This window comes from Candidatus Pantoea rara (assembly GCF_051136265.1).
GTDB lineage: Bacteria > Pseudomonadota > Gammaproteobacteria > Enterobacterales > Enterobacteriaceae > Pantoea > Pantoea rara.
The window spans coordinates 967,298-992,374 of sequence record NZ_CP194942.1; the positions used below are offsets into that span (position 1 = coordinate 967,298).

Genomic DNA, 25,077 nt, shown 5'->3' on the forward strand with positions numbered 1-25,077 from the left:
TTTTTTCTATTCGGCAGTTTCATCGCCAGGTTCAGCGGGTACCACATTCTCGCTGGGATAGCAGCCCAGCACCTTCAGCGAGCGGGTCATGGTCTGTAGTTCCTGAAGAGCCTGCTGCATCCGTTCTGATTGCAGATTGCCCTGCACATCAATGTAAAACATCTCCTCCCACGGATTGCCATTAATCGGGCGGGACTCCAGCTTACTCATAATCAGGTTGTGCTGACGCAGAACCAGCAGCGCGTCGACCAGCGCACCCGCCTGCTGGCCGGTCGCCATAATCAGCGTGGTTTTGGCTGGCACCTGATCCGAAACTTCGATGGCTTTGCGGGCCAGCACGATAAAGCGGGTGTGGTTTTGCTGCTGATTCGCCAGATTACGCTCCAGCACCTGCAGCTGATAGAGCTCGCCACCGGCTTCACTGCCCAGCGCCGCCACCTTAGGCGAATTGAGCGCAGCCACTTTCTCCATCGCAGCCGCAGTACTCTCGGTGTATTCGATTTTCCAGTGTGGGAAACGGTTAATGAACTGACTGCACTGCTGGAAGGGCTGAGGATGGCTGTATACCGTCTCAATCTGCTGCAAATCGGTGGGGCCATTCACCAGCACGCAATGGTCTATAGGTAAGGTCAGCTCGCCCACGATGGAAAGGCTGGTCTGTTGTAGCAGATCGTAAACATCGTTGATCGAGCCAGAACTTGTGTTCTCAATCGGCATCACCGCGTAATCCGCTACGGCATTCTCGACCTGCTTAATGATGTCGTGAAACTTAAGGCAGCCACACTCCACCATGCTATCAAAATGACGTGATGCGTAGTTGCGTGCGGCAAGGTGTGAGTAAGAGCCTTTCGGGCCGAGGAATGCGATACGGGCGGCGTGTGCATGGGGATGGTTAAGGTTTTTCTGTAGCAGCGCTTGCTGAGTCAGCACAGAATCTTCGATGACCAGCTGAAACAGGCGGGTGATGAAGTGCGCATCCAGTTTGTGCGCTTTTCCCAGCACAATCAGATTCTCCAGCAGCGCGCGTTCACGTTCCACATCACGAATCGGACGATGCGTTGCCAGTTTTGCTTGTGCGACTTCCACTGCCAGCAGACGACGCTCGGCCAGCAGCGTCAGAAGTTTGTTATCCACTGCGCTGATCTTATCGCGTAGCGCCAGCAATGGATTGTCGGGATTCATAGGGCTCACCTGTATGCTATCCAATAAAAAAGCCTCCCGGTTGGGAGGCTTCGTTGTTCGTCTTCGCTTTCATTTTCACACGACGAATAGCCTCCCGTTCAGGGGAAGGTAAAAAAGAAAGCGAAGAAAAACAGGTCAAGTTTCATGGTAACGTCCGTAAAGAGAGTGACTTGAGAGTAACCGTACTGCTTAAAAGCTGTCAATAAAAAACGCGCCCGGAGGCGCGTTATGAAAATCAGGACTCTTCGTCGGCGGGGATAATGTCTTTTACGCTGGCACTGGCACGGCGCGCTTCAGACTTATGCTGAACTTTATTCAGCTGACGCTCGAGCTTCGCAATCAAATCGTTGATGGCGGTATACATATCATCATGTTTGGCACTGGCCACCAGAGTCCCGTTCGGTGTATTAATAGTGGCATCAGCCACGAATTCTTTGGGCTCTTTAGACAGGACAATATGCGGATTAATAAGGTCGGTTTGCCATTTTTCGAGTTTGGCGAGACGGTCTTCAACATGGCTTCGGATTGCCGGGGTGATGTCCATTTGTTTACTGGTAATGTTCAGAATCATCGTTCTTACCTCTCTGTCATTTCCGTCTTGGTCTTCTCAGCATAGCGCGAAAAAGCGTTGAATGTGAGATTTCTATCACGAAAAAATGTCACTTTTTGTCAGTCACAACATTCTGTGAGAAAGGCAGAGAAACTGTCTGAAATGGCTTGAAGCGAAACGATTAACACGGCATGCTTGATGAGTTAGCTCGCTGGCATCAGATCCACTTCTGACTGTTCTTTGAGCAAAAAAAAGCAGCCATCGCAGGCTGCTTTTTTTTATGGCTCAAATCTCTCGGGCTATCAGCTTTTGTTTGCTGCAATGATTTTCGCCACTTTATCGGCTTCTGCGTTCAGTTGCAGATTACGGTAGGCATTTTCCATCAGCGGCAGGGCATCGTGTGTCGCCTGCGTATCCGGATAATCGCGCATCATACCTTCGACACGGTTAACAACCGCGACATAAGCCTCACGCTTAGTATAGAATTGCGCCACTGACAGCTCATATTTAGCCAGACGGTCTTTCAGATAGACCAGACGTTTCTGAGCATCAGCCGCATACTGGCTGTTTGGGTAATTACGCAGCAGCTGGGAGAAGTCGCGGAAAGCATCACGAGCGTGCGTCGGATCGCGGTCAGAACGATCGATACCAAAGAAGCCCTGCAGCGCGGAGTCATCCAGCGCCATATCCGTCAGACCTTTCATATAGATGACATAGTCAATGTTCGGATGCGTAGGGTTCAGACGCATAAAGCGGGCAATGGCGGCCTGCGCCAGGGGCAGATCGGCATTTTTATAGTACGCGTAGATTAAATCCAGCTGCACCTGCTGCGAATAAGGACCGAACGGATAACGATTATCCAGCGCTTCCAGTTGCTTAATCGCGGCTTTAAAGTTACCGTCCTGCAGCTTTTGCTGCGCTGTAGCATAGATTTCAGAAGGCGGGTTGTCCGGTACCGCGTCATTTGAGCCGGAACAACCAACAAGTGCCAGGCTCAGTGTGGCAGCAGCCACCAGATGTTTCATACGCGTCATGACGAAGTGATTATCCTCAAATGTTATGGCGGAAGCTGTCCGTATAGCTCCCGTTAATGACCAGGTACGATAGCACATTATATTAAACGGCATCGCCGTGAAAACCCAACGTTAACGAAGAAGCTGTATATGGCACAACAAGTTCAACTCACCGCAACGGTATCCGAATCACAACTCGGACAACGCTTAGATCAGACTTTGGCGGAATTGTTCCCTGATTATTCACGTTCTCGCATAAAAGAGTGGATCCTTGACCGTCGCGTTACTGTAAACGGCGTCATGGTCGATACACCCAAAGAAAAAGTGCTGGGCGGCGAGCTGGTCACGATTGACGCTGAGATCGAAGAGGCACAGCGCTGGGAACCGCAGGATCTGCCACTCGACATCGTTTATGAAGATGAAGACATTATTGTCATCAACAAACCACGCGACTTCGTGGTTCACCCTGGCGCCGGTAATCCGGATGGCACGGTATTAAACGCCTTACTTCATCACTTTCCTGCGATCATGGATGTGCCACGCGCGGGCATCGTACACCGCCTGGATAAAGACACTACCGGTTTAATGGTGGTCGCGAAAACCGTTCCGGCTCAGACGCATCTGGTGGACTCGCTGCAACGTCGCGAAATCACCCGTGAATACGAAGCCGTTGCGATTGGAAATATGACTGCGGGCGGCACTGTTGAGCAGCCTATCAGCCGTCACTCAACCAAACGCACCCACATGGCGGTACACCCCATGGGTAAACCGGCGGTGACGCATTATCGCATCATGGAGCACTTCCGGGCTCATACCCGTCTGCGTCTGCGTCTGGAAACCGGTCGTACGCACCAGATCCGTGTGCATATGTCTCACATCAGCCATCCACTGGTGGGCGATCCGCTTTACGGTGGCCGTCCGCGTCCGCCAAAAGGAGCATCAGATGCATTCATTACTACGCTACGTGGTTTTGATCGTCAGGCGCTTCACGCCACGATGTTGCGCCTCTATCATCCTATAAGCGGTATTGAGATGGAATTCCATGCTGCGCTTCCGCAGGACATGGTTGATTTGATCGCGGCGTTAAAAGCAGACACAGAAGAGTTTAAAGACCAGATGAATTGGTGATGAAGTTGATCACTCCTCAATGGCCCGCTCCGTCACGTGTTCGGGCTTGCTCTACGCAGCGGCAGGGCGGCGTCAGTACATCGCCCTGGAATGCACTGAATCTCGGTGCACATGTGGGAGATAATCCGGATGCGGTGGCGCGTAACCGGCAATTGCTGTTAAAAGATGCGGGTTTGCCTGCAATGCCGCAGTGGCTGGAGCAGGTTCATGGTACTGAAGTGGTGCGTCTGACAGCGGGAGAAAGTACGCCATTACGTGCTGATGCCTGTATTACCGATCAGCCTGGCGTCGTCTGCGCCATCATGACCGCTGACTGTCTGCCGGTTCTGTTCTGTTCACAGGATGGGACGGAGGTGGCGGCGGCACATGCAGGCTGGCGCGGACTTTGTGCGGGTGTGCTGGAAAAGACGCTGGCGCAGTTTCGCTCGCCACCTGAGCAGATTCATGCCTGGCTGGGACCGGCGATTGGACCGGATGCGTTTGAGGTCGGTGCAGAAGTGCGTCAGGCCTTTATGATGCAGGATCCCCGCGCCGTGCAGGCTTTCCGTCCTTCAGGCGACCGTTTTTACGCTGATATCTGGCTGCTGGCGCGTATGCGACTGCAGGCAGCGGGCGTGAATTCAATCAGCGCCGACAGCCATTGTACCTTTACGCAGCGCGACGATTTCTTCTCCTTCCGCCGCGATGGGATCACCGGGCGTATGGCAACTTTGATCTGGCTGTTATAACCTTACGCCATAAGACGGTCCAGTTAGCGTGTTTTTTACTCAAATCTCAGGCCATTAACCTTGAAATTTTGAGGGATGACCTCATTTAATCTCCAGTAGCATTTTGACCTGTAATGGGAGGAATTATGCGTCTGGATCGTCTTACTAACAAATTTCAGCTGGCTCTCGCCGACGCGCAGTCCCTGGCTCTGGGACACGACAATCAATTCATAGAACCTCTGCACCTGATGAGCGCGTTGCTCAAACAGGAAGGCGGATCGGTTTCACCTTTACTGACGTCGGCCGGTGTCGATGTAGCGTCTTTTCGCGCTCAGGTTGAGCAGGCAATTGATCGCCTGCCACAAGTTGAAGGCAGCGAAGGGGATGTACAACCCTCATCTGACCTCGTCCGCGTATTAAACCTGTGCGACAAGCTGGCGCAGAAGCGCAACGATAACTTCATTTCATCAGAATTATTTGTTCTGGCCGCCCTGGAATCTCGTGGCTCACTGGCCGATCTGCTCAAAGCAGCGGGTGCAACACGCGAAAAAATCACCGGTGCGATTGAACAGATGCGGGGAGGAGACAACGTGAACGATCAGGGGGCTGAAGATCAGCGCCAGGCATTAAAGAAATACACGATTGATCTGACCGAGCGTGCCGAGAAGGGCAAACTCGATCCAGTCATTGGCCGTGACGAAGAGATTCGCCGCACCATCCAGGTTCTGCAGCGCCGTACTAAAAATAATCCGGTACTGATAGGTGAGCCTGGTGTGGGTAAAACCGCGATTGTTGAAGGACTGGCTCAGCGCATCATTAACGGCGAAGTGCCTGAAGGGCTGAAAGGTCGTCGGGTACTGGCGCTGGATATGGGGGCGCTGGTGGCCGGGGCGAAATATCGTGGTGAGTTCGAAGAGCGTCTGAAAGGTGTGCTTAGTGACCTGTCGAAACAGGAAGGCAACGTCATCCTGTTTATCGACGAACTGCACACTATGGTAGGTGCCGGTAAAGCGGACGGTGCGATGGATGCCGGTAACATGCTTAAGCCTGCGCTGGCTCGTGGTGAACTGCACTGCGTGGGTGCCACTACACTTGATGAGTACCGTCAGTACATTGAAAAAGATGCCGCGCTGGAGCGTCGTTTCCAGAAAGTTTTTGTGGCTGAGCCGAGTGTGGAAGACACCATCGCCATTTTGCGAGGCCTGAAAGAGCGTTACGAACTGCATCACCATGTGCAGATCACTGACCCGGCGATTGTCGCGGCGGCGACTCTGTCTCATCGTTACATTGCTGACCGTCAGTTGCCGGATAAAGCGATTGACCTGATTGATGAGGCGGCATCAAGCATTCGTATGCAGATGGACTCAAAACCGGAGTCACTGGATCGCCTGGAGCGCCGTATCATTCAGCTGAAGCTGGAACAGCAGGCGCTGAAGAAAGAGGCGGACGATGCCAGTATTAAGCGTCTGGAGATGCTGGAAACCGAGCTGAATCAGAAAGAGCGTGAATACGCCGAGCTGGAAGATGAGTGGAAGACTGAGAAAGCCTCACTGTCCGGCACGCAGAACATCAAAGCTGAACTGGAGCAGGCGCGTCTTAATTTAGAGCAGGCTCGTCGCCAGGGTGATCTCGCTCAGATGTCAGAGCTGCAGTACGGTAAAATTCCGGCACTGGAAAAACAGTTAGCCGCAGCGACTCAGGCGGAAGGTAAAACCATGAAGTTACTGCGTAACCGCGTAACGGATGTGGAGATTGCCGATGTGCTGGCTCGCTGGACGGGTATCCCGGTGGCAAGAATGATGGAAGGTGAACGCGATAAGTTGCTGCGCATGGAGCAGGATCTGCATGGCCGGGTCATCGGACAGGATGAAGCGGTTGAAGCGGTATCGAATGCTATCCGCCGAAGCCGTGCAGGTCTGTCTGATCCCAACCGGCCGATCGGTTCTTTCCTGTTCCTGGGACCTACCGGGGTAGGTAAGACCGAACTGTGTAAGTCGCTGGCTAACTTCCTGTTCGACAGTGACGATGCGATGGTGCGTATCGACATGTCCGAATTTATGGAAAAACACTCAGTGTCAAGGCTGGTGGGCGCGCCTCCGGGCTACGTCGGCTATGAAGAAGGCGGTTATCTGACCGAAGCTGTGCGCCGTCGCCCCTATTCAGTAATCCTGCTGGATGAAGTCGAGAAGGCGCATCCTGATGTCTTCAACATTCTGCTGCAGGTGCTGGATGATGGGCGTCTGACGGATGGGCAGGGTCGTACAGTCGATTTCCGTAACAGCGTGGTGATCATGACCTCTAACCTGGGATCAGATTTAATCCAGGAGCGGTTCGGCAATCTCAGCTATCCGGAAATGAAAGATATTGTGATGGGTGTGGTCGGCCAGCATTTCCGTCCTGAATTCGTCAACCGTATTGATGAGGTGGTGGTGTTCCATCCGCTGGCTGAGAAACACATTGCGTCTATTGCGCAGATTCAGCTGCAGCGGTTGTACAAACGTCTGGATGAACGTGGCTATCAGCTGCACATCTCTGATGAGGCAATCAAACTGCTGGCCGAGAATGGGTATGACCCGGTCTACGGTGCACGTCCGCTAAAACGTGCGATACAGCAGCAGATCGAGAACCCGCTGGCTCAGCAGATCCTCGCAGGGTCGCTGGTGCCGGGCAAAACCATCGAAATGGATGTGGAAAACGACGTCATTACTGCACATCAGTAATAGTGGGAATCAAAAAACGGGCCGCTGGCCCGTTTTTTTTGGCCCTTTTGAGGCGGTTTTGCTTATTTATTATTCCTTTTGAATGCAAATTGAACGATCAGCAAAAAAGTTGAAGTTTGCACTTGCGCTCTCTCAGCCGTTCCCTATAATGCGCCTCCATCAACACGGAACACCGGCAACGGGAAACGGGCTGAGAGGCACAGGAGACTGCGCCGCCGGAGAAAAACTTCTGAAAAAGAGGTTGACTCTGCAGGAGGAAAGCGTAATATACGCCACCTCGCGACAGGACGCTAACGCACTGTTCGCACTGCTCTTTAACAATTTATCAGACAATCTGTGTGGGCACTCGCAGGATTGATATCAGCGTCTCCGGACGTAAAAAATATATCAAGCCTCACGAGTGAACACATAATGAAATTCATTATGACGTTTTACAGATGAGCACCGCTTAACTTGTTTAAGCAAATCAAACTTAAATTGAAGAGTTTGATCATGGCTCAGATTGAACGCTGGCGGCAGGCCTAACACATGCAAGTCGGACGGTAGCACAGAGAGCTTGCTCTTGGGTGACGAGTGGCGGACGGGTGAGTAATGTCTGGGGATCTGCCCGATAGAGGGGGATAACCACTGGAAACGGTGGCTAATACCGCATAACGTCGCAAGACCAAAGAGGGGGACCTTCGGGCCTCTCACTATCGGATGAACCCAGATGGGATTAGCTAGTAGGCGGGGTAATGGCCCACCTAGGCGACGATCCCTAGCTGGTCTGAGAGGATGACCAGCCACACTGGAACTGAGACACGGTCCAGACTCCTACGGGAGGCAGCAGTGGGGAATATTGCACAATGGGCGCAAGCCTGATGCAGCCATGCCGCGTGTATGAAGAAGGCCTTCGGGTTGTAAAGTACTTTCAGCGGGGAGGAAGGCGATGCGGTTAATAACCGCGTCGATTGACGTTACCCGCAGAAGAAGCACCGGCTAACTCCGTGCCAGCAGCCGCGGTAATACGGAGGGTGCAAGCGTTAATCGGAATTACTGGGCGTAAAGCGCACGCAGGCGGTCTGTTAAGTCAGATGTGAAATCCCCGGGCTTAACCTGGGAACTGCATTTGAAACTGGCAGGCTTGAGTCTTGTAGAGGGGGGTAGAATTCCAGGTGTAGCGGTGAAATGCGTAGAGATCTGGAGGAATACCGGTGGCGAAGGCGGCCCCCTGGACAAAGACTGACGCTCAGGTGCGAAAGCGTGGGGAGCAAACAGGATTAGATACCCTGGTAGTCCACGCCGTAAACGATGTCGACTTGGAGGTTGTTCCCTTGAGGAGTGGCTTCCGGAGCTAACGCGTTAAGTCGACCGCCTGGGGAGTACGGCCGCAAGGTTAAAACTCAAATGAATTGACGGGGGCCCGCACAAGCGGTGGAGCATGTGGTTTAATTCGATGCAACGCGAAGAACCTTACCTACTCTTGACATCCACGGAATTTGGCAGAGATGCCTTAGTGCCTTCGGGAACCGTGAGACAGGTGCTGCATGGCTGTCGTCAGCTCGTGTTGTGAAATGTTGGGTTAAGTCCCGCAACGAGCGCAACCCTTATCCTTTGTTGCCAGCGAGTAATGTCGGGAACTCAAAGGAGACTGCCGGTGATAAACCGGAGGAAGGTGGGGATGACGTCAAGTCATCATGGCCCTTACGAGTAGGGCTACACACGTGCTACAATGGCGCATACAAAGAGAAGCGACCTCGCGAGAGCAAGCGGACCTCACAAAGTGCGTCGTAGTCCGGATCGGAGTCTGCAACTCGACTCCGTGAAGTCGGAATCGCTAGTAATCGTGGATCAGAATGCCACGGTGAATACGTTCCCGGGCCTTGTACACACCGCCCGTCACACCATGGGAGTGGGTTGCAAAAGAAGTAGGTAGCTTAACCTTCGGGAGGGCGCTTACCACTTTGTGATTCATGACTGGGGTGAAGTCGTAACAAGGTAACCGTAGGGGAACCTGCGGTTGGATCACCTCCTTACCTGAAGATACCTTCCCGCGCAGTGTCCACACAGATTGTCTGATAAAAAGTAACGAGCAGAAAAAACCTCTACAGGCTTGTAGCTCAGGTGGTTAGAGCGCACCCCTGATAAGGGTGAGGTCGGTGGTTCAAGTCCACTCAGGCCTACCAAATTCGCACTCACGCTGCGTTATGTTCCCGGCTCGCATAGTTCACTATGCTTCGCGGAAACATGCCTTGCCTGAGCACGAATTGCATTTCTCACGAAGTGTACTCGGTTGAGTGGTAGTAGTGGTCTCTGCAGTAACTGTATGGGGCTATAGCTCAGCTGGGAGAGCGCCTGCCTTGCACGCAGGAGGTCAGCGGTTCGATCCCGCTTAGCTCCACCATACCGTTAATCTGTTTTTTCTGAATACTTCAGAGCGTACCGGCAACGGTGCGCTGCGAAGTATTATGCTCTTTAACAATCCGGAACAAGCTGAAAATTGAAACGACGCGTCGTTTTCATTCTCCGTAATAAGAATGAAAAGCACGATGCGTTCGAGTCTCTCAAATGCTCGTGACTTGCAAGCGTTGTAAAACGCCTGTGGGTTGTGAGGTTAAGCGACTAAGCGTACACGGTGGATGCCCAGGCAGTCAGAGGCGATGAAGGACGTGCTAATCTGCGTAAAGCGACGGTAAGGTGATATGAACCGCTACAGCCGTCGATGTCCGAATGGGGAAACCCGGTGCACTCTGTGCATCATTGCAGCATGAATACATAGTGCTGCAAGGCGAACCGGGGGAACTGAAACATCTAAGTACCCCGAGGAAAAGAAATCAACCGAGATTCCCCCAGTAGCGGCGAGCGAACGGGGAGCAGCCCAGAGCCTGAATCAGCATGTGTGTTAGTGGAAGCGTCTGGAAAGTCGCAGGGTACAGGGTGATACTCCCGTACACAAAAGCACACGCGCTGTGAGCTCGATGAGTAAGGCGGGACACGTGGTATCCTGTCTGAATATGGGGGGACCATCCTCCAAGGCTAAATACTCCTGACTGACCGATAGTGAACCAGTACCGTGAGGGAAAGGCGAAAAGAACCCCGGCGAGGGGAGTGAAACAGAACCTGAAACCGTGTACGTACAAGCAGTGGGAGCCTTGATTTATCAGGGTGACTGCGTACCTTTTGTATAATGGGTCAGCGACTTATATTCTGTAGCAAGGTTAACCGTATAGGGGAGCCGCAGGGAAACCGAGTCTTAACTGGGCGTTAAGTTGCAGGGTATAGACCCGAAACCCGGTGATCTAGCCATGGGCAGGTTGAAGGTTGGGTAACACTAACTGGAGGACCGAACCGACTAATGTTGAAAAATTAGCGGATGACCTGTGGCTGGGGGTGAAAGGCCAATCAAACCGGGAGATAGCTGGTTCTCCCCGAAAGCTATTTAGGTAGCGCCTCGTGAACTCATCTTCGGGGGTAGAGCACTGTTTCGGCTAGGGGGCCATCCCGGCTTACCAACCCGATGCAAACTGCGAATACCGGAGAATGTTATCACGGGAGACACACGGCGGGTGCTAACGTCCGTCGTGAAGAGGGAAACAACCCAGACCGCCAGCTAAGGTCCCAAAGTCATGGTTAAGTGGGAAACGATGTGGGAAGGCACAGACAGCCAGGATGTTGGCTTAGAAGCAGCCATCATTTAAAGAAAGCGTAATAGCTCACTGGTCGAGTCGGCCTGCGCGGAAGATGTAACGGGGCTAAACCATGCACCGAAGCTGCGGCAGCGACACTATGTGTTGTTGGGTAGGGGAGCGTTCTGTAAGCCGTCGAAGGTGGCCTGTGAGGGCTGCTGGAGGTATCAGAAGTGCGAATGCTGACATAAGTAACGATAAAGCGGGTGAAAAGCCCGCTCGCCGGAAGACCAAGGGTTCCTGTTCAACGTTAATCGGAGCAGGGTGAGTCGACCCCTAAGGCGAGGCCGAAAGGCGTAGTCGATGGGAAACAGGTTAATATTCCTGTACTCGGTGTTACTGCGAAGGGGGGACGGAGAAGGCTATATCGGCCGGGCGACGGTTGTCCCGGTTTAAGCGTGTAGGCGGAGGGTCCAGGTAAATCCGGTCCCTTATTAACGCTGAGGCGTGACGACGAGGCACTACGGTGCTGAAGTGATAAATGCCCAGCTTCCAGGAAAAGCCTCTAAGCATCAGGTAACACAGAATCGTACCCCAAACCGACACAGGTGGTCAGGTAGAGAATACCAAGGCGCTTGAGAGAACTCGGGTGAAGGAACTAGGCAAAATGGTGCCGTAACTTCGGGAGAAGGCACGCTGGCGCGTAGGTGGAGGGACCTGCTCCCCGAGCCGAAGCCAGTCGAAGATACCAGCTGGCTGCAACTGTTTATTAAAAACACAGCACTGTGCAAACACGAAAGTGGACGTATACGGTGTGACGCCTGCCCGGTGCCGGAAGGTTAATTGATGGGGTTATCCGCAAGGAGAAGCTCTTGATCGAAGCCCCGGTAAACGGCGGCCGTAACTATAACGGTCCTAAGGTAGCGAAATTCCTTGTCGGGTAAGTTCCGACCTGCACGAATGGCGTAATGATGGCCAGGCTGTCTCCACCCGAGACTCAGTGAAATTGAACTCGCTGTGAAGATGCAGTGTACCCGCGGCAAGACGGAAAGACCCCGTGAACCTTTACTACAGCTTGACACTGAACATTGAGCCTTGATGTGTAGGATAGGTGGGAGGCTTTGAAGCGCGGACGCCAGTTCGCGTGGAGCCAACCTTGAAATACCACCCTTTAATGTTTGATGTTCTAACGTAGGCCCGTTACCCGGGCTGCGGACAGTGTCTGGTGGGTAGTTTGACTGGGGCGGTCTCCTCCTAAAGAGTAACGGAGGAGCACGAAGGTCAGCTAATCACGGTCGGACATCGTGAGGTTAGTGCAATGGCATAAGCTGGCTTGACTGCGAGAGTGACGGCTCGAGCAGGTGCGAAAGCAGGTCATAGTGATCCGGTGGTTCTGAATGGAAGGGCCATCGCTCAACGGATAAAAGGTACTCCGGGGATAACAGGCTGATACCGCCCAAGAGTTCATATCGACGGCGGTGTTTGGCACCTCGATGTCGGCTCATCACATCCTGGGGCTGAAGTAGGTCCCAAGGGTACGGCTGTTCGCCGTTTAAAGTGGTACGCGAGCTGGGTTTAGAACGTCGTGAGACAGTTCGGTCCCTATCTGCCGTGGGCGCTGGAGAATTGAGGGGGGTTGCTCCTAGTACGAGAGGACCGGAGTGAACGCACCACTGGTGTTCGGGTTGTCATGCCAATGGCATTGCCCGGTAGCTAAGTGCGGAAAAGATAAGTGCTGAAAGCATCTAAGCACGAAACTTGCCCCGAGATGAGTTCTCCCTGACTCCTTGAGAGTCCTGAAGGGACGTTGAAGACTACGACGTTGATAGGCCGGGTGTGTAAGCGCAGCGATGCGTTGAGCTAACCGGTACTAATGACCCGTGAGGCTTAACCTTACAACGCCAGAGGCGTTTTTGAGAGACACGATTTTCAGCCTTGTACCGGATAATCTGCGCGGCCTTAACGGGCGGCGCGGAGACAGAATTTGCCTGGCGGCTTTAGCGCGGTGGTCCCACCTGACCCCATGCCGAACTCAGAAGTGAAACGCCGTAGCGCCGATGGTAGTGTGGGGTCTCCCCATGCGAGAGTAGGGAACTGCCAGGCATTATATAAGTGAAGAAGCCCCGCACGGAAGTGCGGGGCTTTTTTACGTCTGAAGTCTGTCAGTTTAAGCTGGAATAGGGACCTTTAAGCCCGTTTCATGTAGCCCCTGTTACCTCATGTTTTCTCTGATAATCACCAGCAACCCGCTGATTTATCGATAATTAGCGACATGGTTCACAATAATCATTCCGGAATACCCCACCTTTACCTCTGGTAGACTTAAATGCTTTACTCACTCTTTTAAACGCTCTTTATCGGCAAGGGACAGAGGTAAAGCATGACACCCAATAATAAAACTCAAACAGATGATACAAAGAAACGCATCTGGGCTATCGTCGGCGCGTCCTCGGGCAACCTGGTTGAGTGGTTTGACTTCTACGTCTATTCATTCTTCTCGCTCTACTTTGCACACATTTTCTTCCCGCAGGGCGACACCACCACGCAGTTGTTACAGACGGCAGGTGTATTTGCGGCAGGATTTCTGATGCGTCCGATTGGCGGCTGGCTGTTCGGCTATATCGGCGACAAACATGGCCGAAAAAATTCGATGCTGGTTTCGGTCTGTATGATGTGCTTTGGTTCGCTGGTGATCGCCTGCCTGCCCGGTTATGCAACCATCGGCGTGGCGGCTCCCATTATTCTGCTGCTGGCACGTATGTTTCAGGGATTATCGGTGGGCGGGGAATATGGGACCAGCGCAACCTATATGAGCGAAGTAGCTCTGGAAGGACGTAAAGGGTTCTACGCCTCATTCCAGTATGTCACACTGATTGGTGGCCAGTTAGCGGCGGTACTGACTGTGGTGGTCCTGCAATTTCTGCTCACTGATGCAGAGCTGCGCAGCTGGGGCTGGCGCATTCCGTTCTTCCTCGGCGCACTGCTCGCCGTTGTCGCGTTATGGCTACGACGCTCTCTGGAAGAAACGTCAGATAAGGCCAGCCGTGAACACCGCGACGCAGGAAGCGTAATCGGGTTACTGCGCAATCACACTCGTCCCTTCCTGATGGTGCTGGGTTTCACCGCGGGCGGCTCCCTGAGTTTTTACACTTTCACCACCTACATGCAAAAGTATCTGGTTAACACGTCGGGTATGGATCCTAAAACAGCCAGCGGGCTGATGACCGGTGTGCTGCTGGTCTTTATGCTGATTCAGCCAATTATCGGAGCTCTGTCAGATAAAATCGGTCGTCGCACTTCGATGATGATCTTTGGCGCAGGCGCAGCGATCTGTACGGTACCGATTCTGACTCTGCTGCAAAACGTGCAAAGCCCTGGCGTCGCTTTCCTGTTGATTATGCTGGCACTGCTGATTACCAGTTTCTACACCGCCATCAGCGGCATTCTTAAAGCCGAAATGTTTCCACCACAGGTGCGCGCACTGGGTGTAGGGCTCTCGTATGCGGTAGCGAATGCGCTGTTCGGTGGGTCGGCAGAGTATGTGGCGTTGCTGATGAAGCAGCAGGGGATTGAGACCTCCTTCTTCTGGTATGTCTCAGCAATGGGCGCGGTGGCATTTCTGGTGTCGCTGTTGCTGCATAAGCGAGGGAAGGGTATTAAGCTTTAACGGGGCGACTGACACCAATTCAACAGGGCAATGCCGCTGGCAGCACCGGCGGCACCCCACGCGACATCTTTCCAGCGCCAGCCGCTGCCCTTTGGGCACATCCACAACACAGCAGCAGAGCAGGCAACACACTTCGTATAAGGGACACCCTCATAGAGCGGCAGTGATTAAAGAATACGGCTGATAAGGCGATCGATACGTATCCGGCGCAGACGGCGAATCAGTTTCCGCACTTTAGCCGGATAATCGGCAATACTCTCAAGCTCACGGAAGTGCGTCACTATCGTCGTGTTCTGGCGGATCAACATCAGCTCCTTCTCGCGCTGAGCGGCTAACTCCTGATGAGGATCGTGGATCAGCACCGCATTTTCCAGATCGAGCCGCCATGCTCGGGGATTGAGGTTATTACCGGTAATCAGCTGCCACTCATCATCAACCCACATTCCTTTTAGGTGATAACTGTTTTCACCATCTTTCCACAGTCTCACGACCAGCTGATCGGTCGTAACGTAGTAGTGCAGACGACTCATGAAACGACGCAGATTGATTTCATACAGGTAAGGCAGCGCGCCGATGATTTTGAACGGCTGATCGGGCGCGATATAGAAATCATTGGCTGTTTTATCACCAACGATGATCTCAACCTGTTTCCCCTGACGCAGCAGATGAATGATATTACGCACCAGTAGGGCCGGCATATTGAAATAGGGGGTACAGATAATCAGCTTCTGTTCCGCACAGGGCATCAGGTGGAAAATGGTTTTATTGAGCAGACTATGCTTACCCAGACCAACCAGCGGCGTAACCGTCAGTTCATCGTTGCCCGCATTGCCTTCAAACTGATAATTAAAACCTCGCAGATCCTGACGAAACTGGCGCGTCTCATTTTTAATTTCAGGGCTTGAAGGGCGCTCAGCAAAATCGAGCCGGTTGACCGCTTCCGCTGGCTTCAGATTGAGTGTGATCCAGTCATACATCGTATCGGTCAGTTGGGGATTACGGATAACCTGGTAGCGGTCATAACGATACTTATCATGCTGATGCAGGTAGACATCATTGATGCTGGCTCCGCTATAGAGCAGCATATCATCAATGATAAACCCTTTGAGATGCAGTACCCCCAGCGCTTCACGGGTATTAACCGGGATACCATAAACCGGGATGGCGATATCCGGATAGCGGGTTGCCATTTCGCAGTACCAGTCGGCATTGGTTACACCTCGTGCTGCGCCAATTCGGCCACGCTGCGCACGGTGCCAGTCAACCAGAATCGAAATATCCAGCTCCGGCCGCACCTGCTTCGCACTATAAAGCGCATCCATAACGGCACGTCCGGCGTCATCATTTTCCAGATAGAGCGCAACAATACAGATGCGTGTCTGCGCGGCCGCAATCTTCTCCAGCAACGTCTGGCGAAATTCGGCAGGCGAATAAAGTGTCGACACATCCGCAACGGATTGTGACAGTTTCGGCAGCTGTGCGAGGTGTTGTTGGTGTTTGTTACGTTTAAATTTAGACAACATCACAGTGCACTTCTTCTCTGTTCATTGCATGGCCTTTTGCCATCAAATCAGGGTTATAACCACAAATAATAACATCAACTCCGTCGATTCGAACGTTTTTTACCTTTCTCTACAAGGTTAGTTGATCTCATTCTGTAAAGACAATTTCAGGCTGACAATACCGTCATCCAGTTGAATATCAACATTAAAATTCAGTTTCCGGGCCAGCGTAATCATGCCGCGATTATGGGGCATCGTGATACCGTTCAATTGTTGCAAGCCGTGATGTCGGGTGTAACGAATCATCTTTTCAAGCAGACGACGACCCATGCCTAGCCCTTTCAGGTCGGAACGAACCAGTACTGAAAACTCCGCATCAATGTTATCCGCATCAGAAATAGCGCGGGTGACGCCGATGATCTCTGGGCGTCCCTGCTGCTGACGTACTGCCACAATCGCCATCTCACGGTCATAATCGATCTGGGTCATATTGGCGAGATCATCATGCGTAAACTCATTGATTTCACTGAAGTAGCGGTAGTAAAGATCCTCTTTAGTCACCTGACCGATGAAATCGCGCAGCAAGGGTTCATCTTCAGGCAGGATGGGCCGGAACAGGCAAAACTGCCCATCTTTTAATTCCACTTCTTCTTCCAGATGCTGCGGGTAGGGACGTATTGCCAGTCGTGCTTCGTTATCGCCATGGAACGGAGCCAGCGTCAGAGTCACATCCAGCAGAGTAAAATCATTGCCCGCCGCCAGCAACGGATGAATATCCAGTTGCTGGATTTCCGGGCAATCCACTACCAGGTTTGATACCTGCACCAGCAACTGACTCAGACCGGGGATATCAAGCGGATTCAGGGCGCTGCGGCTGCGGATTTTACCGCTCTTGATCGCCTGGATTACCAGATAGCGCGCCAGCGTCATGTTCAGCGGAGGCAGGGCAACGGCAGCCTGCTTATCGGCCTGCCATTCAAGGCCACCTTCGCCCAGCATAATGATCGGGCCAAAAAGGGCATCCTGTTCGACCACGACCCGCAGTTCCTGCGCGCCCGCACGGCTGGCCATGCTCTGAACCAGCAGCCCTTCGATACGTGCCTGCGGTAGTGTCTGTCTGACTCGATCAAAAATGGCCTCTGCGGCATGCTCCACTTCGCTGGCATTGCGCAGGTAGAGCATCACACCCTGTACCTCCGACTTATGGACGATATCGGGCGAACGCAATTTCAGCGCAACCGGATAGCCAATCTGATCGGCAATTGCCACAGCCGCCGCGCTGTCGCTGGCGATCCAGGTCGGCAGCGTCGCCAGCCCGTAAGCTTGCAGCACCGGCTGCACTTCGTGCGTATCCAGCGCGGTAATACCGCGCGCCAGCGCCTGTGACAGCAACTGGTGCGCATGGGCGCTGTCCTGATTCAGCGTGACGGGCAGGGCAGGGGTTTCACGCAGCTGCTTCTGGTTACGCCGGTACTCAACCTGATGCATAAAGGCGGTGACGGTACCTTCGGGTGTGCGCCAGGTCGGTATACCCGCCTGCGTAAAGGCACGACGCGCAGCCTGGGAAGAGAACTCGCCACTCCAGTTGGTCAGCAACGTCACCAGCTTACCGCGCGGGTGACGGGCAATGGTGTCGATCAGATGCGAGGCCGTTTCAGTCGCAGGCGCAACCGCGCTTGGCGCATGAATAATCATTAATGCATCAAGCTCATGGCTGTTGAGCAGGATCTCCACACAGGCAGCATAGCGCCCGGCGGTGGCATCATCTTTTAAATCCAACGGATTCCCACGCCCCGCACCTGCGGGCAACAACGCCTCCAGCTGCTGATACGTCTCATCGCTGAGTTGCGCCAGTTTCCCGTTGCGGGCATAGAGCTCATCCAGCGCCAGCGCGGCGGGTGCGGCACCATTGCTGATGATCATCAGCCTCTCGCCCCGCAGCGGCCGCATATGACTCAGTGACTCCACGGCGGAGAACAGCTCATGGGTATCCTGTACCCGCAGTAACCCCGCACGCTGAATGGCCGCATCCCAGGCCGCGTCCAGACCACTGTGGGTGCCAAGCAGCGCCTGCGCTTCACGGCTGCGGCCACTCTTGATGACCAGTATCGGTTTATTACGTGAGGCGCTGCGTGAGGCGGAAACAAAACGACGTGCGTCACTGAGGTGTTCAAGATAGAGCAGGATGGCGCTGGTTTTCCCGTCGCGAGCCAGGAAGTCGAGCAGGTCATCAACATCGGTATCCAGGCTGTCACCCAGCGCGATAAACCAGGAGAAACCGAGGTTACGCTGCTGCGCCCAGTCGAGAATGGTATTAGACACGGCGGCGGACTGAGAGATAAACGCAATGCGGCCTTTCTCTATCGGCACCGGCGAGAAGCTGGCATTCAATCCCTGCCAGGGTGCCAGCAGCCCCAGACTGTTCGGTCCCAGCAGACGTATCTGCCACCGGCTGGCGCAGGCTTTGAGTTCGGCTGACTGGCTGGCGGGTGCGGAGAGGATAATGCAGGCCTTGCAGCCTTTTTCGCCGAGCTGTTGCAGCAACTCAAGGTTACGTTTCGAGTGGGTGCAGATCACCGCAAGGTCTGGTGCAAAAGGTAAGCTGCCGATGGTGGGCCAGGCCAGTACACCGCTGACCGCTTTATATTTTGGTGTCACCGGCAATACTGGCCCGCTAAAACCGCCCGCCAGCAGGTTACGCATCATAAAGTATCCGGCACGCCCTGGCGTTACCGAGGCACCAATTACCGCAATTGATTTAGGTCGTAACAGCGCTTCCAGTCCGCGTTGGCTCATCTCGCCCTCCAGAGATCGGGATTTGCGTGATTGTAAACGCTTTTTGCGGTCAGTGCTTCCGGGCAGATCGCAGGCTGAACATCCGCAACCCGGGATCGGTCAGAGCAGGCTTTCGCCTGCCAGAAGAAGAGGGTGGAGGCTAAGCCTGTCCGGCGTGATGCGGTTTCCCAGCCAGGTAGGCCGCACGGAACTGATCAAAATGGTGAGATAGCGCTTCTGCTGCCCGCCAATCGCCCGCCTGTGCCAGCAGCGCCGCAGCGACTTCAGCGGTGCAGTGCTGACCTTCGCCGTGCGCTTCACGCAGCGTATAACGCGAAGGCGTGGTGACATCCAGCGACATCACCGGCAGGGCATCGAGCCAGGGGCTTTTGCGGAACATTTTGCGTGCTTCAGTCCAGGTGCCATCCAGCATGATAAACAGCGGCGGTTTGCCGCTGGTGGGTGGCGTTGTCAGCACCTCGCGACCGGGATCGGCATAGGCGGCCGGAAAGACGACCAGTGGCTGAAAATCGGGATTGCGCACGGCTGCCAGCAGCAGCGGATCCGGCTCGGTGCGTGACCAGCCAAAAGCCTGGGTATCCGGCAGAATATCGGCAATCAGACGCCCGGTATTGCTCGGCTTCATCGGCTCGGTATCAAACATCACCAGGCAGAAGCGGCTATGGGCAGTCTGCGGCACGATCTGACTGCAGAGACAGTTGGCCTCTGGGAGCAGACAGCCCTGGCAGCGAATGACCCGATTTCCGCGTGCGAGGAAAGGACGAGTGGCACGGGCCAGGCGTTGGGTGCGCAAGCGCAAAACAGCATTATCAGACATGAGTATTCAGGGCAGGAAAAACGTCAGTGTAATCGAAGCGCAGGTGAAAAGGAAAAGGCCAGACTGGCTGGCCTCTGAAGATTACAGTGATTCATCCAGCCATTCGTTAAACGGCGCTTTGGGCATGGCACCGTTCAGCATGTCGACCCGTTCGCCGTTCTTAAACAGCATGATGGTCGGAATACTGCGAATGTTGAAACGGGCGCTCAGGGCCGGTTCCGCTTCGGTGTTTACTTTAATAAAGCGAACTTTCCCGCTGCGCTCACTGGCGACATCTTTGAACACCGGCGCAAAATTGACGCAGGGACCGCACCAGGGTGCCCAGAAATCGATCACCACCGGCAGATCGTCCTGCAGATATTTGTCAAAGTTAGCGCTGGTGGCATTCACCACTTCGCCATCAAACAACGCATTTCCGCAGCGGCCACATTTCGCCGCGTCGGCAAGGCGTTCTTCAGGAACGCGATTGGTTGCCTGACAGGAAGCGCATACCGTATTCATAGGAACCTCTGGGGTTGAAAAGTGTCAGTCTGGTAATAGTTGTCCATTATGAAAGGGGGCGGATTTTTGCTCAATCTGGATTGATCTATAGGTTCAATAGTTGATAGCTAAGCGCCAGCACATCAGGTAATCTGCGCGCTCTAAATGCAGGAGGAAGACATGAACGACGAATTTAAAGGCAAGAGCGGCAAGGTTAAGGTGATGTACGTGCGTGGCGAGGACGATAAAAGCGCGCGTGCGCCGAATCCTCGTACAGGCAAAGGTGGTCACTCTGCTGCCCGCCCGGATGATAATCGTCGTTCGTCTGGCCCCCGAACTGAACGCAGTCAGGAAGGCGGTCGCTCTGCTGGCCGTCGCAGCGACGACACCGGTCGCAGCAGTTCACCACGCCGTGACGAAGGCGGACGTGGCGCACCACGCCGTTCAGACGATGGCGCAGGTCGCCGCAACGATCGTGGCGATGATAGCCGGGGTGCCTATGGCAGCAGCGATTCCCCGTGGCGCACTGTGTCACGTGCGCCATCAGCCGATCGTGCAGCATCGCCTGAGAGTGATAAGCCCGATCATGGCGGCATCAGCGGCAAGAGCTTTGTCGATCCTGAGCAGATTCGTCGTCAGCGCAACGAAGAAACCCGCGTCTATGGTGAGAACGCCTGTCAGGCACTGTTCCAGAGCCGTCCGGAAGCGATTGTTCGCGCCTGGTTCATTCAGGAAGTGACTCCGCGTTTCCGTGAATCGCTGCGCTGGCTGGCGGCTAATCGCAAAGCCTATCACGTGGTAGAAGATGCAGAGATCACTAAAGCGTCAGGCACTGAGCATCACGGCGGCGTCTGTTTCCTGATTAAAAAGCGCATGGGTATGGCGGTTTCAGAATGGCTGAGCCAGGCACCGGCCAAAGATTGCGTACTGGCACTGGAAGATGTCAGCAACCCGCATAACCTTGGCGCGATTATGCGCAGTTGCGCGCACTTTGGCGTAAAAGGTTTGCTGGTAAACGATGCTTCACTACTGGAGTCCGGCGCTGCCGTGCGCACTGCAGAAGGCGGTGCTGAGCATGTGCAGGCTATCAGCGGAGCAACCTTCAGCGAAGGTCTGGAAGCGTTCCGTAAAGCGGGTTACACCATCGTGACCACCTCCAGCCATCAGGGTACGCCGCTGGCGCAGGCTCAGCTGCCGGAGAAAATGGTGCTGGTGTTAGGTCAGGAGCGTGAAGGTCTTTCTGACACTGCGTTCAAACAGGGCGACATGAGCCTGTCGATTGGCGGCACTGGTAACGTAGAAAGTCTCAACGTCTCAGTCGCAACGGGCGTACTACTCGCCGAATGGTGGCGTCAGAACGCATAAAAAAACGGGCCGAAAGGCCCGTTTTTTTTGGCAGGTACGGGTCAGTGTTAAGCTAATCCGTTGCTGCCGGGTTTATCCAACTGCGTGATATCAGTGCGCGCCACCCCCACCACCGCCTGGGCTAAACGGCGGACGGGCAAACCAGATCAGCACCAGCAGGATAAGGAACACGCCTGCCGACGCCCAGAAGATTTCATTCGCTGAAATAATCAGTCCCTGATTGGTAATCTGCTGTGCGATATAGGCTGACGCCTGCTGCTGCGTCATCCCCAGGTTCTCCAGCTGGCTATACATCTGCTGCGAATTGACGTTGTACGGGGTAATCGACTCCGTCAGGTAGCTATGATGCATCGACTCGCGGTTAGTCCACATCGTGGTAGTAATCGACGTTCCCACCGAACCGGCAAAAGTACGCATAAAGTTCGACAGGCTGGATGCGGCGGCCATACGCTCTGGCGGCAGTCCCGACAGCGTAATGGTGGTCAGCGGCATAAAGAAGCAGGCCACGGCAAAGCCCTGGATAAACTGCGGCCACGCTGAGGCACCAAAATCCATCCCCGGTTCAAAGGTATACGCACGCCAGTAGAAGCAGACGGCATACATAATAAAGCTGAAGGTGACCAGCCGTCGCATGTCTAACTTATGGGCAAAGCGACCAATGATGGGCGACAGAATCACCGGCAAAATCCCCACTGGCGCAGACGCCAGACCGGCCCAGGTTGCGGTATAACCGTAAACCTCCTGTAGCAGTTGCGGCAACAGGACTATCGAGCCGAAGTAGAGCATGTAAGCCAGACTGATCGACAGACAGCCAATGGTGAAGTTTCGCGACTTAAACAGCGACAGGTCGATGATCGGATGATCGTCGGTCAGCTCCCACACCAGCAGCACGGATAGCGCAATCACGGCCACCACCCCAAGCACGATAATCTCGGACGAGTTGAACCAGTCGAGCTCCTTGCCGCGATCCAGCATCACCTGCAGACAGCCGATCCCCACCACCAGCAGCACCAGCCCGACCATATCGATCGGCCGGATTTCGGTTTTGGTTTCACGCCCACGCAGGGTTTGCAGCGTCAGTATCACCACGGCCACACCAATGGGCACGTTGATAAAGAAGATCCAGCCCCAGTGATAGTTATCGCTGATCCAGCCACCCAGTATCGGGCCGCAGATTGGTGCGACAATCACCGTCATCGCCCACAGTGACAGCGCAACACTGCGCTTAGCGGGCGGATAGTTGTTGAGCAGCAGGCTTTGCGACAGCGGGATCAAAGGACCCGCGACGATCCCCTGAATGACGCGGAAGAAGATCAACATCTCCAGGCTATCTGACATGCCGCACGCCCAGGAGGCGACAGCAAACAGAATGGTCGACCAGGTGAACAGCTTTACTTCACCGATGCGTTTTGCCAGCCAGCCGGTCAGGGGAATCGAGATCGCATTGGCAACGCCAAACGAGGTAATTACCCAGGTGCCCTGCGAGTTCGACGCGCCCAGGTTACCGGCAATCGTGGGGATAGCCACGTTGGCGATGGTCGAGTCCAGAACCTGCATGAACGTCGCCAGCGACAGCGCAATGGTCATCAGGACCAGCGGCATTCCTTCAAGCGGTTTTTGTGCCATTACAGACTCCGCGTCATCATCCGGCGTTGGCGCGGACGATATCGGTGATCAGCTGATTGACCGGCGCAAGATCAATCGCCAGGGCGTTGCTGCTGTAAGCGGCCTGCTGACGGGCGCTGGTGGCCAGCGCGCTGCCCTCGTTGCTGGTGGTATCGATTTTTACCAGCGTGGAGAGACCAATACGCAACGGATGTCTGGCGATATCTTCCTGATTCAGTTCAATACGAACGGGCAGGCGCTGAACCACTTTGATCCAGTTACCGGTGGCATTCTGTGCTGGCAGCAGCGAGAAGGCGCTGCCGGTGCCCATATCCAGTCCTGCCACTTTGCCATGATAAACGATGTCGTCACCGTAGATGTCGGCAACCACGGTGACAGGCTGACCAATGCGCACGCCAGCCAGTTGAGTCTCTTTGAAGTTGGCATCGACCCACAAATTGGTGGCAGGGACGACCGCCAGCAGCGGGGTGCTGGTGGAAATTTGCGAACCGACCTGCACGCTGCGACGGGAAATAAAACCATCCATCGGGCTGCGGATTTCAGTGCGTTGCAGCGCCAGCCAGGCGTCACGCAGCTCAGCCGCGCTCTGTTGAACGGCAGGCTGATTTTCCAGCGAGGTGTTGAGGATCATTGCCTGATTGGCATTGTATTGCTGAATCGCTACGTCCAGCTGCGCTTTTGCGGTGGCCACCGCGTCGCGGGCGTGCTGCAACTCTTCACGACCAATCAGGTTAGCTGCACCCAGCGGCTCACGACGTTTCAGGTCGGCTTCTGCCTGCGCCAGTGCGGTCTGTTGCAGCGTAATGCTGGCCTGATACTGTTTGCCATTGATCATCAGCTGATGCGTCTGACGCACGCTGGTGGCCAGAGCCGTTTGCGCTTTTTCAAACGCCTGTTCCGCATCGGTCTTATCGAGTGAAACCAGCACATCGCCTTTTTTGACGAAATCGGTATCTTCAAACCAGACTTTATTCACGCTACCGGAAACCTGTGCCATCACCTGTACCTGATTACCCGCAACGTAGGCGTCATCCGTTTCCTGAAAATGGCGCAGGACCAGGAACCAGTAAACACCCCAGGCAATACCAATCAGCACAAAGATCAGCGCCAGCACAATGAGCACACTTTTGCGCTTCTTCTTTTTGCTGGCTGATGGTTGCGGGCTTTGTGCTTCTGCCGTTGCACTCATGACTTTCTCCACATTTTCCATTTAGTCGGGCGGCAGAAATCCATTTCCGCCAGCGCCCGAGTCGAAAAAGCCAGCGACTGAGCGCTGGCCAGATAAAAAGGAAATTAAAATAACGATTTCGACAGGTGATTGTGTCGCACTTATTGCTATTAGCGGGACAGCGAGGCGATCAGCTGATCTTCATCCATTTTATCAAGACGATTAAGCAGCTTACGGGTGATGCCTTCCAGCTGGGATTTCTCATCGACCGACAGCGACGACCAGAGGTACTGCAGGCTCTGATGCTGAGGTGGCAGCAACTGACGCAGGAACTCCATCCCTTTTTCAGTCAGGTGCAGGTGCAGGCAACGACGGTCGTGATCGCTTTCGCGACGCTCGATCCAGCCGCGCTTCTCCAGCTCATCCGCAATGCGCGTCGCATTGGTGCGTGAGGAGCCAAGAGCAGAACTGAGCTCAGAAGGCTGAATGCTGTGATTTTCCTGCGCATCCAGCGTAATCAACGCCATAAACAGGGTTTCATTAATCCCCTGTGCTTTCAGCATCTTATTACGGTTGTCCAGCAGTTTACCCTGCATATGCATACAGAGACGCGTCAGAATAATTTCCTGTAACGGAAAATCCTTATGGCGATTGGCACGGATGTTTAGCATCTGCTCAATGGGAGTAAACGAACTTTCCATTAAAAAAAACCTCACTAATTGCAACTTGTATAATAACTATGGTGACAGGG

16 protein-coding genes, 2 tRNA genes, 3 rRNA genes and 1 other annotated feature are annotated in these 25,077 nt (G+C 54.1%); of the genes, 10 read left to right on the forward strand and 11 right to left on the reverse strand.

Going from position 1 to position 25,077, the window contains the following annotated elements:
• Positions 1-6 precede the first annotated feature (6 nt).
• From pheA to bamD, 4 genes are all read right to left on the reverse strand, one after another.
• Positions 7-1,182 carry a bifunctional chorismate mutase/prephenate dehydratase gene (pheA, locus tag ACR8BF_RS04765; protein WP_434745639.1) on the reverse strand — a complete coding sequence of 392 codons (1,176 nt, stop codon included), beginning with the start codon at positions 1,180-1,182 and terminating at the stop codon, positions 7-9.
• Between the two features lie 22 nt (positions 1,183-1,204).
• Positions 1,205-1,329, reverse strand: a sequence feature (Phe leader region).
• A complete protein-coding gene (pheL, locus tag ACR8BF_RS04770; RefSeq protein WP_187507180.1) occupies positions 1,281-1,328 on the reverse strand; it encodes a pheA operon leader peptide PheL in 48 nt (15 codons plus the stop codon). Its footprint overlaps the feature before it by 48 nt.
• An 88-nt stretch (positions 1,330-1,417) precedes the next feature.
• Positions 1,418-1,753, reverse strand: a complete 336-nt coding sequence (gene raiA / locus ACR8BF_RS04775) for a ribosome-associated translation inhibitor RaiA (RefSeq protein WP_003849030.1) — start codon at positions 1,751-1,753, stop codon at positions 1,418-1,420.
• A 281-nt stretch (positions 1,754-2,034) separates the two neighbouring features.
• Positions 2,035-2,766 carry an outer membrane protein assembly factor BamD gene (gene bamD, locus ACR8BF_RS04780; protein WP_090965572.1) on the reverse strand — a complete coding sequence of 244 codons (732 nt, stop codon included), beginning with the start codon at positions 2,764-2,766 and terminating at the stop codon, positions 2,035-2,037.
• Positions 2,767-2,895: 129 nt separating this feature from the next.
• On the opposite strand from bamD, the gene rluD reads away from it, so the two are divergent.
• The 9 genes from rluD to ACR8BF_RS04825 all read left to right on the forward strand — a co-directional run bounded on the left by rluD (position 2,896) and on the right by ACR8BF_RS04825 (position 14,572).
• Positions 2,896-3,873: a 23S rRNA pseudouridine(1911/1915/1917) synthase RluD gene (gene rluD, locus ACR8BF_RS04785; RefSeq protein ID WP_434745640.1), complete on the forward strand. Its 978-nt coding sequence runs from the start codon at positions 2,896-2,898 to the stop codon at positions 3,871-3,873.
• The gene (gene yfiH / locus ACR8BF_RS04790; protein WP_434745641.1) at positions 3,873-4,601 is read left to right on the forward strand and encodes a purine nucleoside phosphorylase YfiH; all 729 of its coding nucleotides are present in this window, start codon (positions 3,873-3,875) and stop codon (positions 4,599-4,601) included. The genes rluD and yfiH overlap by 1 nt, the downstream gene beginning before the upstream one ends.
• Positions 4,602-4,714: 113 nt before the next feature.
• Positions 4,715-7,300 (forward strand): ATP-dependent chaperone ClpB, encoded by a 2,586-nt coding sequence (gene clpB / locus ACR8BF_RS04795; protein WP_179898395.1) that lies wholly within the window; start codon positions 4,715-4,717, stop codon positions 7,298-7,300.
• A gap of 474 nt (positions 7,301-7,774) precedes the next feature.
• Positions 7,775-9,315: ribosomal RNA gene (locus ACR8BF_RS04800) — 16S ribosomal RNA — on the forward strand.
• Positions 9,316-9,388: 73 nt separating this feature from the next.
• Positions 9,389-9,465 (forward strand) — tRNA-Ile (locus tag ACR8BF_RS04805).
• Between the two features lie 142 nt (positions 9,466-9,607).
• Positions 9,608-9,683 (forward strand) — tRNA-Ala (locus ACR8BF_RS04810).
• Positions 9,684-9,891: 208 nt separating this feature from the next.
• Positions 9,892-12,800, forward strand: a 23S ribosomal RNA gene (locus ACR8BF_RS04815).
• A gap of 92 nt (positions 12,801-12,892) precedes the next feature.
• Positions 12,893-13,008 (forward strand): 5S ribosomal RNA (rrf, locus tag ACR8BF_RS04820).
• The 16S, 23S and 5S rRNA genes sit together here with 2 tRNA genes alongside, the layout of an rRNA operon.
• A 277-nt stretch (positions 13,009-13,285) precedes the next feature.
• Positions 13,286-14,572: an MFS family transporter gene (locus ACR8BF_RS04825; RefSeq protein WP_179894975.1), complete on the forward strand. Its 1,287-nt coding sequence runs from the start codon at positions 13,286-13,288 to the stop codon at positions 14,570-14,572.
• A gap of 167 nt (positions 14,573-14,739) precedes the next feature.
• On the opposite strand, the gene pssA is transcribed toward ACR8BF_RS04825, so the two are convergent.
• The 4 genes from pssA to trxC form a co-directional block, all read right to left on the reverse strand.
• Positions 14,740-16,095 (reverse strand): CDP-diacylglycerol--serine O-phosphatidyltransferase, encoded by a 1,356-nt coding sequence (gene pssA, locus ACR8BF_RS04830; RefSeq protein WP_179894976.1) that lies wholly within the window; start codon positions 16,093-16,095, stop codon positions 14,740-14,742.
• A 117-nt stretch (positions 16,096-16,212) separates the two neighbouring features.
• On the reverse strand, positions 16,213-18,870 hold the full coding sequence (locus ACR8BF_RS04835; protein ID WP_434745642.1) for a GNAT family N-acetyltransferase: 2,658 nt from the start codon (positions 18,868-18,870) through the stop codon (positions 16,213-16,215).
• Between the two features lie 139 nt (positions 18,871-19,009).
• A complete protein-coding gene (locus ACR8BF_RS04840; RefSeq protein ID WP_292991181.1) occupies positions 19,010-19,687 on the reverse strand; it encodes a tRNA-uridine aminocarboxypropyltransferase in 678 nt (225 codons plus the stop codon).
• A gap of 81 nt (positions 19,688-19,768) precedes the next feature.
• The gene (gene trxC / locus ACR8BF_RS04845; RefSeq protein ID WP_008926766.1) at positions 19,769-20,188 is read right to left on the reverse strand and encodes a thioredoxin TrxC; all 420 of its coding nucleotides are present in this window, start codon (positions 20,186-20,188) and stop codon (positions 19,769-19,771) included.
• A 159-nt stretch (positions 20,189-20,347) separates the two neighbouring features.
• Between trxC and ACR8BF_RS04850 the strand changes: the two genes are divergently transcribed.
• Entirely contained in the window at positions 20,348-21,532 is a 1,185-nt protein-coding gene (locus tag ACR8BF_RS04850; protein ID WP_179894979.1) for a tRNA/rRNA methyltransferase, read from the forward strand.
• A 90-nt stretch (positions 21,533-21,622) separates the two neighbouring features.
• On the opposite strand, the gene emrB is transcribed toward ACR8BF_RS04850, so the two are convergent.
• The 3 genes from emrB to mprA form a co-directional block, all read right to left on the reverse strand.
• The gene (gene emrB, locus ACR8BF_RS04855) at positions 21,623-23,158 is read right to left on the reverse strand and encodes a multidrug efflux MFS transporter permease subunit EmrB (protein ID WP_179894980.1); all 1,536 of its coding nucleotides are present in this window, start codon (positions 23,156-23,158) and stop codon (positions 21,623-21,625) included.
• A gap of 16 nt (positions 23,159-23,174) precedes the next feature.
• Positions 23,175-24,347, reverse strand: coding sequence for a multidrug efflux MFS transporter periplasmic adaptor subunit EmrA (gene emrA, locus ACR8BF_RS04860; RefSeq protein WP_179894981.1), 1,173 nt, complete (start codon positions 24,345-24,347; stop codon positions 23,175-23,177).
• A 149-nt stretch (positions 24,348-24,496) separates the two neighbouring features.
• Complete coding sequence (mprA, locus tag ACR8BF_RS04865; RefSeq protein WP_061063194.1) at positions 24,497-25,027, reverse strand: transcriptional repressor MprA; 531 nt, start codon at positions 25,025-25,027, stop codon at positions 24,497-24,499.
• Between the last annotated feature and the right edge of the window lie 50 nt (positions 25,028-25,077).